Raw genomic sequence first — 13632 nt, forward strand, 5'->3', positions numbered from 1 at the left:
CAGAATTCTTTTTTACTTGTATTTTATAACGAAAACGTTGGAGTGTGTTGATAACTAGTGAGTTGTTGGTGCTTTGTACAAGTTATAAATAAAATTATACAAGTATGAAAATTGAATTAGAATCTAAATTTGCATTTTAAAATTTAACACAAATCCGCATGAAACATAAAATTTTTATATATCATGTTATCAGGGTAGCTTTTGGAATGTTTTTGGTCTTGTATAGTATATATAATGTGATCAAATATTCAGAATTTTTAGAGCGATTAGATCGATACTTTAGTAATGTTACCGTATTTGATACGACTATAATAGAGAGTTTGGCTCCATTAGTTCCTTTTGAAGAGTTTATTATTGGATTTTTTATCACTCTAGGAATCTTTACAAGAAAAGCTCTAATGGCGGCTATTATTTTATTTGGGTTTTTTGCACTGTTTTTGCTGGATGCAAATTATATAAATTGTGCAACTGTTCATTTATTATTTAGTCTATTAGCTATACTACTATTAAAGAAAGACAATTATGATTTAAATACTGTGAATTTTGATAAAGATTCACATCAAATTATACAATAATATAAAGATATTAGCCTCGTTGCAGCGAGGTATTTCATAAATTGATTTTGTTTGAACGTAAAAAAACCTTGTTGCCGCGAGGTTTTTTTTATTTAATTACTCTAAAGGTAATATTGATTCTAGGACGAATGACTTTTTTTGTTTTTGGTATCTGATGAAGCCAGTATTCTTGTGTTTTTCCTTTCATTAATAGCAGGCTCCCATGCTGTAATTTGATTTTGTGTTTTTGGTTTTTATCTTTTTTATTTTTAAAATGAAGCCATCGTTCTTCACCTAAACTTACAGAACCTATAACAGGGTGTTTTCCAAGTTCTTTTTCATTATCAGAATGCCATCCATTACTATCTTGTCCATTACGATATAAATTAAGTAAACAAGTAGTGAATGTAATCTGACTTATAGGTTCAATTTTTTCCTTTATCAAAACTAATTCCTTAGTAAATGGTTTGGGATACATAGTGATGTTAGAATAACTATAGGATTGATCATTGTCAGAGTAAAGAGCTGTAAGACGTGGTTGAGGATATGTTTTTCCAAAAACAGTAATATTGTCTTGTTGCCAGTCTATTGTTTTTAATAAGGTTTCAAAAAGGACGTCAGATTGATTACGGCTAAAGAGTTCAGGATAATATACCACATCTGCATCTGGCATATCTAGCTTTATGAAATCGTTTTCTGCAGAAAATAAATCTAAATTCATCGAATTAAAGGAGAAAAACTAAAGATAGGAATATACCCAATAAATCAACACAAATTGAAGTAATAATCTAAAGATTAAAACAGGTTTTGGAAGATTTAATCCAGCTTTTTTGTTGATAAGCATATGAATATGCACAGGAAAAAATAAAACTAGCATTATGATGATACTCCAAATAGAAATCGTTCTGGTTTGTTCAAATAATACTCCAATACCTACAAGAATTTCGGCAATACCACTTAAATAAACGAGGAGCCTGTGATAAGGGATATACAGAGGCATTATTCTCATAAATGCTTTTGGACGAACTAAATGAAAAATTCCTATTAGACTAAAGATAAAGGATACGATATATAAGTGCCAACTCATTAAACTCCAGATGTTTTTTCTTTACCCGCTTCGCTAAGTGCAAAATCTTTACTACGGGTCATTTTTTTAATAAAACTCACTTTTCTAAAACGCAAAGCAGACCAATCATTATCTATAGAAACTTGTCGAACAGGTTCTAAATTATAATCCCCTAGAACCCCCCAGCCATAATCACGATTAATTTCTGAAGTATATTTTTTAGAGGTTTTCTTTGGATAAGCAAACCACAGAATTGCATCCCCAACAAGTTTGGGATATACAGTTTCTATGCGATTTTCAATTTGTGTTTTTTGAGTAACAAAAACAAGTGCAAAATCAACCTCTGAAACCTGAATAAGTGATTCTTTGATGACAACATCCTTAAGGCAATCTAATTCTTTACAAAACCCTTCAGGTTCATTTAAGATCAATATCTCATCCAATAAAGGAGGTAGCTGTAATTTTTTAAAAAGCGGAGTCATGATAAAGAGTATTTAGAGAAAAAAATGTGCCTCTTAAAGATACAAAAAAAAGCTGTCACTTAAAGAGTATAAAATTTAAAAGATAGAATTTGTCTTTTCAAACTCTGCTTTGAATAAATAATCTAAGATGTAAATATTTGTTTGAAATATTGACTTTTTGGATCTAGGTATTTTTGAAGATTAGAATTCGATACACTCAAAAAGAATAATTGTTTTTACCTAAAACAATAAAAACCAAAATACTACAGTTAACACTATTACAAACTTAAATATATTAATTATGAAAACAACTTTTAGAAGCTCTCTAGTAGGGGCTTTAGCATTCGCTGCGTGCATGACATTCACCTCGTGTGAAGATGAGCAATTAGACAATTCTCAGGAACAATTAGATAATCAATTAGTCACAGGAAAAGACTTCCTTCAGGAAGTAGCTTACCCTGACACGACAGGAAAATTGGTTACAATTCAACTTAACGGGGAATCTGTCGAAGTAGAAAAAATTGGAGATGAATATATCATGCAGGGAGATATGCATGTTATCCCTGATGATATGTTACCAAAAGACGCAAAAAGTACAGGGCGTACTACGCGTCGTTGGCCAAATAACACGGTATATTATGATATACAAAGTAGTTTGCCTAATCAAGCAAGGGTTACTAATGCAATTGCGCATTGGGAGGCAAATACAGACCTTACCTTTGTAAGAAGAACAAACCAAACTGCTTATATTTATTTTAGGACAGGTAGTGGATGTTCATCTTCTGTGGGTCGTACAGGAGGAAGACAAAACATTAATCTTGCTAATGGGTGTTCTACAGGAAATACAATTCACGAAATAGGTCATGCGGTTGGATTATGGCATGAACAAAGTAGAAAAGATAGAGATCAGTATATCACTATTAATTTTCAGAATATACAATCAAATAGAGCATTTAACTTTCAAACTTATGTGCAACAGGGTATTGATGGAGATGAGTATACTAATGCATTAGATTTCAACTCTATTATGTTATATGGCTCTTTTGCTTTTTCGGCAAATGGACAACCGACAATTGTAAGAAAAAATGGATCCACGTATAACGCACAAAGAAATGGACTTTCTGCTGGAGATATTTCTGGAATTAGTGTTATGTATCCAGGCAATGGTGGAGGAGGTAATGATATCTGTGAAGGAGTTGCTCCTTGGTCTAGTTCACAAAGTTATCAGCCTGGAGATCGTGTAACCTATAGAGGTTATTTATTTGAGCGTACTACATCTGGTTGGACTAGAATAGGACAATGTGGTACTTCTAAATCTGCACCAACTCAAGATTTACCAGATCTTAATGATGTAGCAAAGAATTAGTAAATCTAAATCTAATTTGGATGTAATTAATAGATATTAGAAATTAAAATCCCTCTAAAATTCTTAGAGGGATTTTTATATTTTCTAATGACTATAAACATCAAAGCATAATCTCTTTAGCGTTTTCTGGAGTCTCAAATATTGTACCTTCATCTTCGAGAAAAGTAATATCGGTAAGGGTAGCTTCTCCAATTTTATCAGTGGAACCTTTTTCTTCAGACCATCCATAGAACTCCCACTTGGTTGCGAATGGAATCCCATCTATTATTTTGAACTCTTTATACTGAATTATATGAGGATCCCCTTCTGCTTTTGATGTATCATCTTGATTTCCAAAAGTAACAATATAAGCAGCTGCTTTTAAAGTATGATCATTAGGATCAGAATAGATAATATACCAATCTTCTGATGAATCACCTATTCCTTTTTCAAAAGTAAGCCTTGCCGTTTGATGTTCTACTTCATTTAAAGTCTTAACGTTTTGTAGCTCCCATTGAGTACCCGGGTCATCTAATTTATATGGAAATCCAAAGAAATACGTCCATGTAAACATATCAAAACGTGCTCCTTTATCATTTGCCTCTTTAGGGCACAAATAAACCTTTTGATTTGTATAGATTAATTTGCTATCATCTTTTTTATCAATTCTGATTTTGGTAGCATTGGTCAGCATTGTAATTTTTCCATCTAAGCGTTGTTTTCCTCCAAAATAAATATCTATATTAAAACTAACAGCTTTATGTTTTAGAAATGCTGTTTTTTGATGTGCTTTTTCAATTTGTAGAATATAATTATCCATTATAGATAGAGCGCCATCACCAATACCACCATCTGGTTCTACAGGAATAGCCTCTGGAGTATTATCCTTAGGATCGATAGATTCATTTTCTTCTTTTGTGCTTTTATTACAGCCAAGAATAGTAATTGTTATAATTAAAATCCATAAATTTTTCATATAAAATAGTTTGTGTTATGAATGTTAAAATTACTAAAACCAAATACATGAAAAATAATAATTATGAAAACTTAACAGATACAGAACTATGTGCTGAGCTCTATAATATGCTATGTGGCTCAGTGCATAGTTCAAATAAATTTTATTTTTTTCGCTTTGCAGGTATCTTTTGACCTCCTTGATGTAAAATAACACTGGTGGCTTTGCCGTTTTCTTTTATGAATTCTAGTGCTGCTGGAAATTCTTTAACAAAGAATTTAGTTTCTGTCTCTGGATGTATTTCAAAAACTTCTTGTCCCGTAGCTTGAGAAATTAGTTTTCCATTTTTTAATGTTATATTAAGATCAAATCCAGGTTTGATTTCGTAAATACCAACATATTGTTTCAAGATTTCTTCTTTGATTTTGATTTCGGCCTTTTCAACTGGAATTGGTTTGTTTGTCTTTATTCCTTTAGAGATTCTATTTGAGTCTCGATCTGTAAATATCACTTTTACAGAATCGTTAGAGATATCGAATTCATATTCAGAAAAATTATCTTCAAAGAAAAATGAAGTCTTGTTTTTAGGAAAAATTTTAAAAGCAGTACTTCCTTGTCGTTTACTGTATAATTGATTGTCTTTTAGTGTGATAATTCTAATTACTTTGTCTTCGAATTCATAAACACCAACAAATTTTTCTAATTCTTTTGGAGATATATTGGTATTTTTTTTAGAAGTTTTATACGGTTTTCCAATTGCCATTGCTGCAATTTTTTTAGTAGGATTACCAGGGCTATTGCAATTGCAATTAGTAAGAGTGGCTACATAAACATCTTCTTCGGGAATATATATTGCATAAGAAGTATATCCAAAAATACCTCCACCGTGTTGAATAGCAGGTACTCCATTAACATCATATGTTAACCAACCATATCCATAATTAGTATACTCACCATTTGCAATAGGGTAGTTAGTATGTGCTTTTTGTAATGTTTCTTTTTTAATTAAAACATTTTGATTTAATGCAGTTTGCCATTTAAATAAATCCTCTGTAGTACTCATTAAAGAACCAGCAGCATATGGTAAAGTCATACTGATACGATCAGAATTGATATAACCTTCTCGAGTTTGATATCCCGCTGCGCGATTCATAATTATTTCGTTTTTATGGCCATATCGAGAGTTGCCCATTTTTAATTTTTTAAAAATATGTTGCTCTATAAAATCTTCATAAGTTTGTGAAGCAACTTTCTCTATAATATGTCCTAAAATGATATATCCAGAATTATTATATTTCCATTGTTGTCCTGGATCAAAATCCATGGGTTCATTTTTAAAGTAATTAATCAATTCTGTTGGAGTCATATCTTTTGATTTGATCTCTGAAAGATTCATTTCAGTGTAACTTTTGATTCCAGAAGTGTGATTTAAAAGATGGTGTAGTGTGATTTTTTTTCCATGAGTCGGATAATCCGGAATGAATTTGGTGATTTCATCCTTGACGTTAAGTTTACCCTGCTCGACTAGCATTAGAATAGCTACTGCTGTAAATTGTTTGGTGATAGAACCTATTTCAAAAACATTATCGGTTTTCATAGGGACATTAAGCTCTATATTAGATAACCCAAAAGCTTTATGATAAATAACCTTTCCTTTTTTAGCAACCAATATTGAAGCTCCCGACCCATTGAGTTTATATCGCTCGATTAAAAGCTTATCGAATTTTTCTTCCAGATTTTGTGAAAAAGAAGGACGAGATATTATAAAAATTAATACCAGTAGAAAAGAATTGATTTTAAATGTATGTTTTGCTAACTTCATGATATCTGTTTTTGATTGATATCAATGTATGACGGCTATTATTATTTCTGGTTACAAATGATTTTATGTTGTTGATTTATATTTATTAGTAAATCAATACTGTTTTATAAAACCATAATATCTGTATACCTCAATCTTTAAATTGAATGTTTGAATCCCTTTCTTGTTCATTATCAGATTCATGCTCTATATAATCGCTATCACCATATAAACGTGAGAAGAGTGAGATGTATGTATTAAATTCCTCTGCCTTAATGTCTGCAAATTTATTGTCTTTGGAGATAAATAAGATATCTATTAAATTTCTATAATACTCTATTTGTGTAACAATCTCCTGGGCATATTCATATTGATCTTTAATTGATAAATTTCCATAATAGATTAATTGTTCCTGGTATTTTTTAGTGATAGTAGTGTAAAGATCTCTTGCTTTTTCTTTCTCATTGATGCTATAGTAACTGGATACAAAAGGGTGTAGTAAGGTATAGTACCCGTAATACTCGACTGGAGTTTTTTGTATCCCAAGATCTAAAATTTCTTTTGCCTTATTTATTTTATTTTCTTCAATTAACTCTTCTGCTAATCTGCTTATACTACTTCTATAACTAATACCATTTCTGCGGGTTTGAGGATCATGATATATAGTTGCACTTTCTCCATTACCCCAATCCCAATTTTTAACTATTGGGTACATTGCTTCAGTATCAATTCTACCCATTTCATATGGATTTTTAGGATCTATTTTGGTTTGTATAGGAACAAGTTTATAAACCAATCCATCTAACTGTAAATACTCTTTCATCCATATATAATCATCATCACCAAAACTACCTCCAGAAAAATAAATAGGTCGTTCCCAGTTATTATTTGCTAGAATATCTAACATCAGTAATCTATGTTTTAGCAGATAATCGCCTTTTAAATGAATATCGATATATGGAACAATTTTATCAGCATCTTTACTAGAGACAATCCCATTTTTTAATACAGCTTGTTTATCTACAGGAATTCGTATATGTTGTGTAGGGAATGTGTTTACTCTTTTTCCACTTTGCAAATCTCCTTTGGTTCTTGGATCGTCAGATGCTATCCACTTTAACCAATTTTTGATCAGCATGGTGTCTTTTGTAATGGGTTTATGATAAATCACATCATTATTGCCATAAGCATAAAATTTATGTGTAAGTTGTGATGAGATAGGTTTACTTTTATATGCGGCTTTTTTCATTTGATCAGTATACCAATCTGTTCCTAAATATGCAGAGATTATGACTCTTATGTCAGTTCTGTATTCTTCGATATCCTGAACATACCATAATGGAAAAGTATCGTTATCACCTATAGTAAATAGAATTGCATTCTCTTGACAAGAGGATAAGTACATTTTTGCCATAGATTGGGCAGTATATCGATTAGAGCGATCATGATCGTCCCAATTTTGAGTAGCGAGCATAATAGGTCCTGCTAACAGACAAAGAATAAGTACCAGTGGAGTTGCTATTTTTGGTTTTATAAAATTCTTCATTGTATTAAATAAAGCATATAACCCAATTCCGATCCATATGGCAAATACATAAAAAGAACCTACCAAGGCATAATCACGTTCTCTAACTTCAAAAGGTTTTTCGTTTAGATATATCTTAAGTGCTAGGCCCGTAAATAAGAAAAAAACAAATAGAACCCAGAAATTCTTTTTATCATGTTTGATTTGGTAAACAAGCCCTATTAAACCCAATAAAAATGGCAGGAAATAGTATGTGTTTCGTGCTTTGTTTTTTAAAACATCACTAGGTAATTTTTTTTGAGATCCTAAATGGATTTCATCTATGAATTGTATTCCACTTAGCCAATTTCCGTTTTGATTAGTTAATTTTCCTTGAATATCATTTTGCCTTCCTACAAAATTCCACATAAAATACCTCCAATACATATATCCCATCTGATACGTAAACATAAATTTTAAATTATCCCAAACTGATGGCCTCTCTATATCGAGATAATTTCCAAAAGATTTAAGAAATTGATCATAATCTTCGTCATCTAGTTTACCATTAACGTACGCTTTACTAAAATCATTTACGGTATTAAGTATCTCTTTTTCTTTATGAAATTCTGGCTTTATTGTGAATTTAATAGGGCCGGTAAATTTCATATAATTAACTATATGTTCTGTGCTCCACATTCTCGGAAAAAATGTTTTGTGGCGATCATCAAGATTTTGTTTAGCGTTTTTCCAATCATTAACTATGTTATATTTTCTGGTTTTTTCATCTTTTTCATATTTTGGATTGTCGTCTTCATATGGATTATTTTCATCAAGGTGGGCATAAATTTCAGTGAACAAAGGACCATAAAACAAATGAGTTTTTGGATATTGTTCTAAGTTATAATATGCTAGTAGTTCTCGAGCATTATTGGGATTATTTTCATTAATTACCGTACCTGCATTAGCGCGAATTGGAATCATTACCCAACTAGAGAAACCAATCAGGATAAAAAGTATGGATAGTACTATGGTATTTAGGAAAGGATATTGTTTTTTTCGAGTATGCTTAATTCCCAGATAAAAAAGAACAGTTACTATACCTCCTGCGATAATAGTCCCAGAATTAAAGGGAAGTCCCATCACATTAATAAAGAAAACTTCAGAAAGACTAAAAAACTTTAGTGTGTATGGTACTAGTAGCTTAAAGATGAATAGTAATATGGCTACTGCTATAAAATTACCAATGATAAAATTTTTTGGAGTAATGTCTTTCCAATTTTTAAAATAATACAATAATCCAATTGCTGGGATAGATAATAATCCCATAAAATGAATACCAAATGACAATCCAACAATAAAGGATATTAAAATTAACCACTTATTTCCTCGTGCTAAATACATGTCTCTCTCCCATAATAAACCGAGATAAAACAACAATGCCAAAATACATGTTGCCATAGCATATACTTCTGCTTCTACTGCGTTAAACCAAAAACTATCGGTAAATGTATATGCCAATGAACCAACAAACCCACTGCCTAAAATTATAATAGCTTTGCTATTGTTTAAGGCACTATCCTTTGATTCTAGCTTACGAACAAGGATAACTATGGACCAAAACATAAATGAAATAGTAAATGCACTTGCGATTGCCGAGGTACAGTTAAGTGTCATAGCAATCTCTTTGGGGTTAGAAGTGAAAACCGATGCAAAAGCACCTATTATCTGAAAAAGTGGAGCCCCTGGAGGATGTCCTATTTGCAATTTTGATGAAGTAGCAATATATTCTCCAACATCCCAGAAACTATTTGTAGGCTCTATTGTAAGTAAATAAACACTTAAAGAGATGATAAAAACTACCCACCCTAATATTTTATTCCACTTTTGAAAACTAAGTTCATTCATTTATTTTGATACCATTTTATTATGGATCAAATAAATATGATAATTGATGTAGTGTCTAGTTTTTTGTGGCTGAATAAGGTACTAGTACGGGTCTGATTTTACTTTTTAAGTAATAAATCCTGTCTGTTGGAAATGTTTAGCTTGCTGTAAATGTTAGTAATATGAGTTTTTACAGTGCTAAGACTAACAAATAGTTCATTGGCAATTTCTTTGTTGCTTTTTCCTGAAATGATGAGGTCCTTTATAATTTTTTCTTGCTTACTTAGTGGAGGGATAACTACTGCTTGTATTTTTCTTTTTGATTTTATGATAAATACAATTAATGCGATAATAATTAATAAGGCAATACTACCAATCCATAAACTCATTTTATAATCCTGATTCTTAATTTCTTTGGTAATGAATGAGAGTTTATGTTCTAGATATGCATATGCAGATGGATCAAGGTCACTTGATTTTAATTCTTTAAGTAAATCCAAATAATAACGTGGATTGGCAATAACATCTTTTTCTAACAAGTCCTGATCATCAAGTTTTTTAATACCTATAAGTTTAACCAAAAGTATCTGTAAAGAATCTTTTACGTATCCTTTGGTTTCCAGAAGATATTTTTTGGTATCAAAATCGTCTGTCAGATTTTGATAAGTAGCCTCGAAGTTTTTTAGTTTTTGCCATTCTTGATCTGCTTCATTATTTGTTGCATACTTCCCAAATAATAATTCTCCTTTTGTAAAATGTATGGTGTCCTTTTTGGATAAAATAAAGAACTTGAAGTTTTTAATTTTGCTTAAAAGAACATCTTTGTCATTCAAGGATATTGGATTCAGTTGAACTTTATAAATCTCATCTTTTGAAGTAAATAAACTTTGATCGAAAGCAAAAAAACCATCTTTGTTAAGTGATGAAGAAGCAATAGTAGTTGCATTATAAGTAGTACTGTTTTCTTCAAGTTTGATATGACTTAAATATACTTTTTGTTCCCATTGATCAGGGTTTTTAATATGTACATATCCAGAAACAGAATTTTGCCCCAAGAGGTTTATGCTACTAAATATAAAGAATACAAAAAAGTAATTTAAGTTCTTCATTTTGGTATTATATTGAAGATCATTACGAATGTAAAAGTTTTGAAGTTTAAAACAAAAGTATACGATAAAAAAACCGCTTTAACTATTTATGAATAGCAAAGCGGCCTATTAGTTTTAAGTAAAAAAATATTTTTTACTTGATCATTTCGTAACTACGTTTAATAAAATCAGTCAATTCTTCTCCTTTTAATAAATTTTGAGAAAGTCTTGCAAGATCCAGAGATTGTTTTATCAAACGCTCTTTTTTCTTTTCTGTTTTAGTACTGGCAATTTGTCCAATCAATTCATGATTTGTATTGATGACCAAATTGTACATTTCTGGCATATTACCCATACCAAACATTCCGCCACCACCGCCAGTTTGTTGCATCTCCTTCATACGACGCATAAACTCTGGTTGAGTGATCATAAAAGGAGAAGCATTACTATCCATTGCTTCTAATTGTACGGTATATTTTTCTTTAGGAACAACTTTTTCTAGATCAACTTTTAGCGCTTCTTTTTCTTCATCAGATAATTTAGAAATCGTTTCTTCATCTTTTTTGATAAGATTGTCAATATGATCAGCATCAACTCTGGCAAAAGAGATATTTTCTTTGCTTGTTTCTAATTTTTGGATTAAGTGAGAAACAATAGGAGAGTCTAAAAGCAATACTTCATACCCTTTATCTTTGGCAGCAGTTATATATGCATGTTGCTCATCTTTATTAGAGGCGTATAATATTACAGTTTTATTATCCTTGTCTGTTTGACTGTCTTTGATTTTTTCTTGTAACTCCTCAAAAGTTAGATAGGTATCATCTACTGTTGGGTAAAGAGCAAACTTATCTGCTTTTTCAAAGAATTTTTCTTCAGAAAGCATTCCGTACTCGATTACAATTTTAATATCATTCCATTTTTGTTCAAAATCTTCTCTATTGTTTTTAAACATAGAGTTAAGCTTATCTGCAACCTTACGTGTGATATAACTAGAGATTTTTTTTACATTACCATCTGCCTGTAAATATGAACGAGATACATTAAGAGGGATGTCAGGAGAGTCAATTACTCCGCGAAGCATAGTAAGAAATTCAGGAACAATACCCTCTACGTTATCAGTAACAAAAACCTGGTTCTGATATAATTGAATTTTATCTTTTTGCATTCCCATATCCTGACCTAATTTTGGGAAATATAAAATCCCCGTTAGGTTAAATGGATAGTCTACATTTAGATGAATGTTAAAAAGAGGTTCCTCGAATTGCATAGGATACAATTCTCTATAAAAACTTTTGTAATCTTCATCCTGTAGATCAGCTGGTTGCTTTGTCCATGCTGGATTAGGATTGTTAATAATATTGTCTACTTCCTGGGTAGGAGCAGGATCTTCTTCTTTAGAATCTTCTGGCTTTGGTAAAGTTTCAGTCTTGGTTCCAAACTTTATAGCTACCGGCATAAATTTATTATACTTTACCAGTAATTCGTTTATTTTAGAATCTTCTAAGAATTCTACATCATCTTCACCGATATGAAGAATAATTTCTGTTCCTCTATCAGTTTTGTCATGTGCTTCTATGCTATATGTTGGTGATCCGTCGCAAATCCAATGTGCAGCAGGCTCATCTTTATAAGATTTAGTAATGATTTCAACTTTATCGGCAACCATAAAAGCAGAATAGAACCCAAGTCCAAAATGTCCAATAATTCCTGAGTCTTTTGCACTATCTTTATATTTTTCAAGAAATTCTTCTGCTCCAGAAAAAGCTACTTGATTAATATATTTTTCTACTTCTTCTGCAGTCATACCAATCCCTTGATCGATAATATGCAATTGCTTCTTATCTTTATCTATTTTAACTTCGATGGTTGGATTACCATACTCTACATTAACTTCTCCAATACTAGTTAAATGTTTTAGCTTTAAAGTAGCATCTGTTGCATTGGAAATTAGTTCTCTTAAAAAAATCTCATGATCAGAGTACAAGAATTTTTTTATTAAAGGAAAAATGTTTTCTACAGATACATTAATACTTCCTGTTGCCATTTTTATAATTTTTTAATTTGATTATCATCTTCTGATTGGATGTAGTCAAAAAAAATACCAATACAGCATATCTGACAAACTGACACAGAAAATAGTTTTTTAAGATATGTTGTAATGATTTCTTGACATTTAAGACTAAGATCATGTTGGATTAGAATTTCATTTTTTTTGAAACAACTTTAACATATTTTTTGTTTAACTTATTTATAAAAAAGTTGAACAATTAGTATATTTACATACTAATTTAAAGTGTGAAATATGGCTACATCAAAGAATAAAAAAGTTACCAGTCAGACTATTATATCAAAATATATGAATTATGTTTTGGAAAATGACGGATATCCTAAATCTGTATATAGATTCTGTAATGATATCAATATAAAGGAAGAAGAGTTTTATGCATTTTTTGGAAGCCTGGAGAGTTTAGACAGAGCAATATGGAATGCTTTTTTTACCACTACGATTGATGCAATGAATAATAATGAAGATTATGGAAGTTTCTCTAGTAGAAATAAATTTCTGACATTCTTTTTTACTTTTTTCGAAATGCTAACCTTAAATCGTAGCTATGTTCTTTTTGCGCTTAAGCGTTATGATATGCCTTTCGAAAACTTAAAACAATTAAAAAGTTTGAGAGACCATATAAAAGGTTTTGCCACCGAACTAATTGAAGAAGATAATGATGAAAAATTATTCAAAGTAACTAAGAATCCTGTTAAACTATTTTCTGAAGGAGCTTGGTTTCAGTTTTTGTTCTTATTAAAATTTTGGGTAGATGATGAATCTGCAGGGTTTGAGAAAACCGATGTTGCTATAGAGAAGTCGGTGAATACCGTATTTGATTTATTTGATAATACTCCTTTAAATAATGTGTTAGACTTCGGGAAGTTTCTATGGAAAGAAAAAACGATGTGGAATTAATGAAAG

General features: G+C 30.9%; 11 protein-coding genes. 3 read left to right on the plus strand and 8 right to left on the minus strand.

Annotated elements, in window-relative coordinates; genetic code table 11:
* The first annotated feature begins 158 nt into the window (after positions 1-158).
* Positions 159-575: a hypothetical protein gene (locus PQF96_RS27045; protein ID WP_109437978.1), complete on the plus strand. Its 417-nt coding sequence runs from the start codon at positions 159-161 to the stop codon at positions 573-575.
* 88 nt (positions 576-663) lie between these two features.
* Here the strand turns inward: PQF96_RS27045 and PQF96_RS27050 are convergent, their stop codons facing one another.
* From PQF96_RS27050 to PQF96_RS27060, 3 genes are read right to left on the minus strand one after another with little or no spacing between them, the layout of a single operon-like run.
* On the minus strand, positions 664-1275 hold the full coding sequence (locus PQF96_RS27050; protein WP_271770087.1) for an alpha-ketoglutarate-dependent dioxygenase AlkB family protein: 612 nt from the start codon (positions 1273-1275) through the stop codon (positions 664-666).
* 18 nt (positions 1276-1293) lie between these two features.
* Positions 1294-1641: a DoxX family protein gene (locus PQF96_RS27055; protein ID WP_271770089.1), complete on the minus strand. Its 348-nt coding sequence runs from the start codon at positions 1639-1641 to the stop codon at positions 1294-1296.
* Positions 1641-2102 carry a hypothetical protein gene (locus PQF96_RS27060; RefSeq protein ID WP_271770091.1) on the minus strand — a complete coding sequence of 154 codons (462 nt, stop codon included), beginning with the start codon at positions 2100-2102 and terminating at the stop codon, positions 1641-1643. The genes PQF96_RS27055 and PQF96_RS27060 overlap by 1 nt, the downstream gene beginning before the upstream one ends.
* A gap of 280 nt (positions 2103-2382) precedes the next feature.
* Between PQF96_RS27060 and PQF96_RS27065 the strand changes: the two genes are divergently transcribed.
* Positions 2383-3447, plus strand: a complete 1065-nt coding sequence (locus PQF96_RS27065) for a M12 family metallopeptidase (RefSeq protein WP_271770093.1) — start codon at positions 2383-2385, stop codon at positions 3445-3447.
* A gap of 100 nt (positions 3448-3547) precedes the next feature.
* On the opposite strand, the gene PQF96_RS27070 is transcribed toward PQF96_RS27065, so the two are convergent.
* The 5 genes from PQF96_RS27070 to htpG form a co-directional block, all read right to left on the minus strand.
* Entirely contained in the window at positions 3548-4402 is an 855-nt protein-coding gene (locus tag PQF96_RS27070; protein WP_271770095.1) for a DUF6503 family protein, read from the minus strand.
* A gap of 142 nt (positions 4403-4544) precedes the next feature.
* Positions 4545-6203, minus strand: a complete 1659-nt coding sequence (locus PQF96_RS27075) for a serine hydrolase (protein ID WP_271770097.1) — start codon at positions 6201-6203, stop codon at positions 4545-4547.
* A gap of 130 nt (positions 6204-6333) precedes the next feature.
* Entirely contained in the window at positions 6334-9594 is a 3261-nt protein-coding gene (locus tag PQF96_RS27080; RefSeq protein WP_271770099.1) for a DUF2723 domain-containing protein, read from the minus strand.
* A 98-nt stretch (positions 9595-9692) separates the two neighbouring features.
* Complete coding sequence (locus PQF96_RS27085) at positions 9693-10682, minus strand: helix-turn-helix domain-containing protein (protein ID WP_271770101.1); 990 nt, start codon at positions 10680-10682, stop codon at positions 9693-9695.
* A gap of 133 nt (positions 10683-10815) precedes the next feature.
* On the minus strand, positions 10816-12705 hold the full coding sequence (htpG, locus tag PQF96_RS27090) for a molecular chaperone HtpG (protein WP_271770103.1): 1890 nt from the start codon (positions 12703-12705) through the stop codon (positions 10816-10818).
* Positions 12706-12963: 258 nt separating this feature from the next.
* On the opposite strand from htpG, the gene PQF96_RS27095 reads away from it, so the two are divergent.
* Positions 12964-13626 carry a TetR family transcriptional regulator C-terminal domain-containing protein gene (locus PQF96_RS27095; protein ID WP_271770105.1) on the plus strand — a complete coding sequence of 221 codons (663 nt, stop codon included), beginning with the start codon at positions 12964-12966 and terminating at the stop codon, positions 13624-13626.
* The last annotated feature ends 6 nt before the right edge of the window (positions 13627-13632 follow it).

The organism is Aquimarina algiphila, assembly GCF_947494415.1.
GTDB classification, from domain to species: domain Bacteria; phylum Bacteroidota; class Bacteroidia; order Flavobacteriales; family Flavobacteriaceae; genus Aquimarina; species Aquimarina algiphila.

Excerpts from the sequence above, each read along its gene's own strand:
- PQF96_RS27045 (WP_109437978.1), top strand. The coding sequence starts at position 159 with ATGAAACATAAAATTTTTATATATCATGTTATCAGGGTAGCTTTTGGA.
- PQF96_RS27050 (WP_271770087.1), bottom strand. The coding sequence starts at position 1,275 with ATGAATTTAGATTTATTTTCTGCAGAAAACGATTTCATAAAGCTAGAT.
- PQF96_RS27055 (WP_271770089.1), bottom strand. The coding sequence starts at position 1,641 with ATGAGTTGGCACTTATATATCGTATCCTTTATCTTTAGTCTAATAGGA.
- PQF96_RS27060 (WP_271770091.1), bottom strand. The coding sequence starts at position 2,102 with ATGACTCCGCTTTTTAAAAAATTACAGCTACCTCCTTTATTGGATGAG.
- PQF96_RS27065 (WP_271770093.1), top strand. The coding sequence starts at position 2,383 with ATGAAAACAACTTTTAGAAGCTCTCTAGTAGGGGCTTTAGCATTCGCT.
- PQF96_RS27070 (WP_271770095.1), bottom strand. The coding sequence starts at position 4,402 with ATGAAAAATTTATGGATTTTAATTATAACAATTACTATTCTTGGCTGT.
- PQF96_RS27075 (WP_271770097.1), bottom strand. The coding sequence starts at position 6,203 with ATGAAGTTAGCAAAACATACATTTAAAATCAATTCTTTTCTACTGGTA.
- PQF96_RS27080 (WP_271770099.1), bottom strand. The coding sequence starts at position 9,594 with ATGAATGAACTTAGTTTTCAAAAGTGGAATAAAATATTAGGGTGGGTA.
- PQF96_RS27085 (WP_271770101.1), bottom strand. The coding sequence starts at position 10,682 with ATGAAGAACTTAAATTACTTTTTTGTATTCTTTATATTTAGTAGCATA.
- htpG (WP_271770103.1), bottom strand. The coding sequence starts at position 12,705 with ATGGCAACAGGAAGTATTAATGTATCTGTAGAAAACATTTTTCCTTTA.
- PQF96_RS27095 (WP_271770105.1), top strand. The coding sequence starts at position 12,964 with ATGGCTACATCAAAGAATAAAAAAGTTACCAGTCAGACTATTATATCA.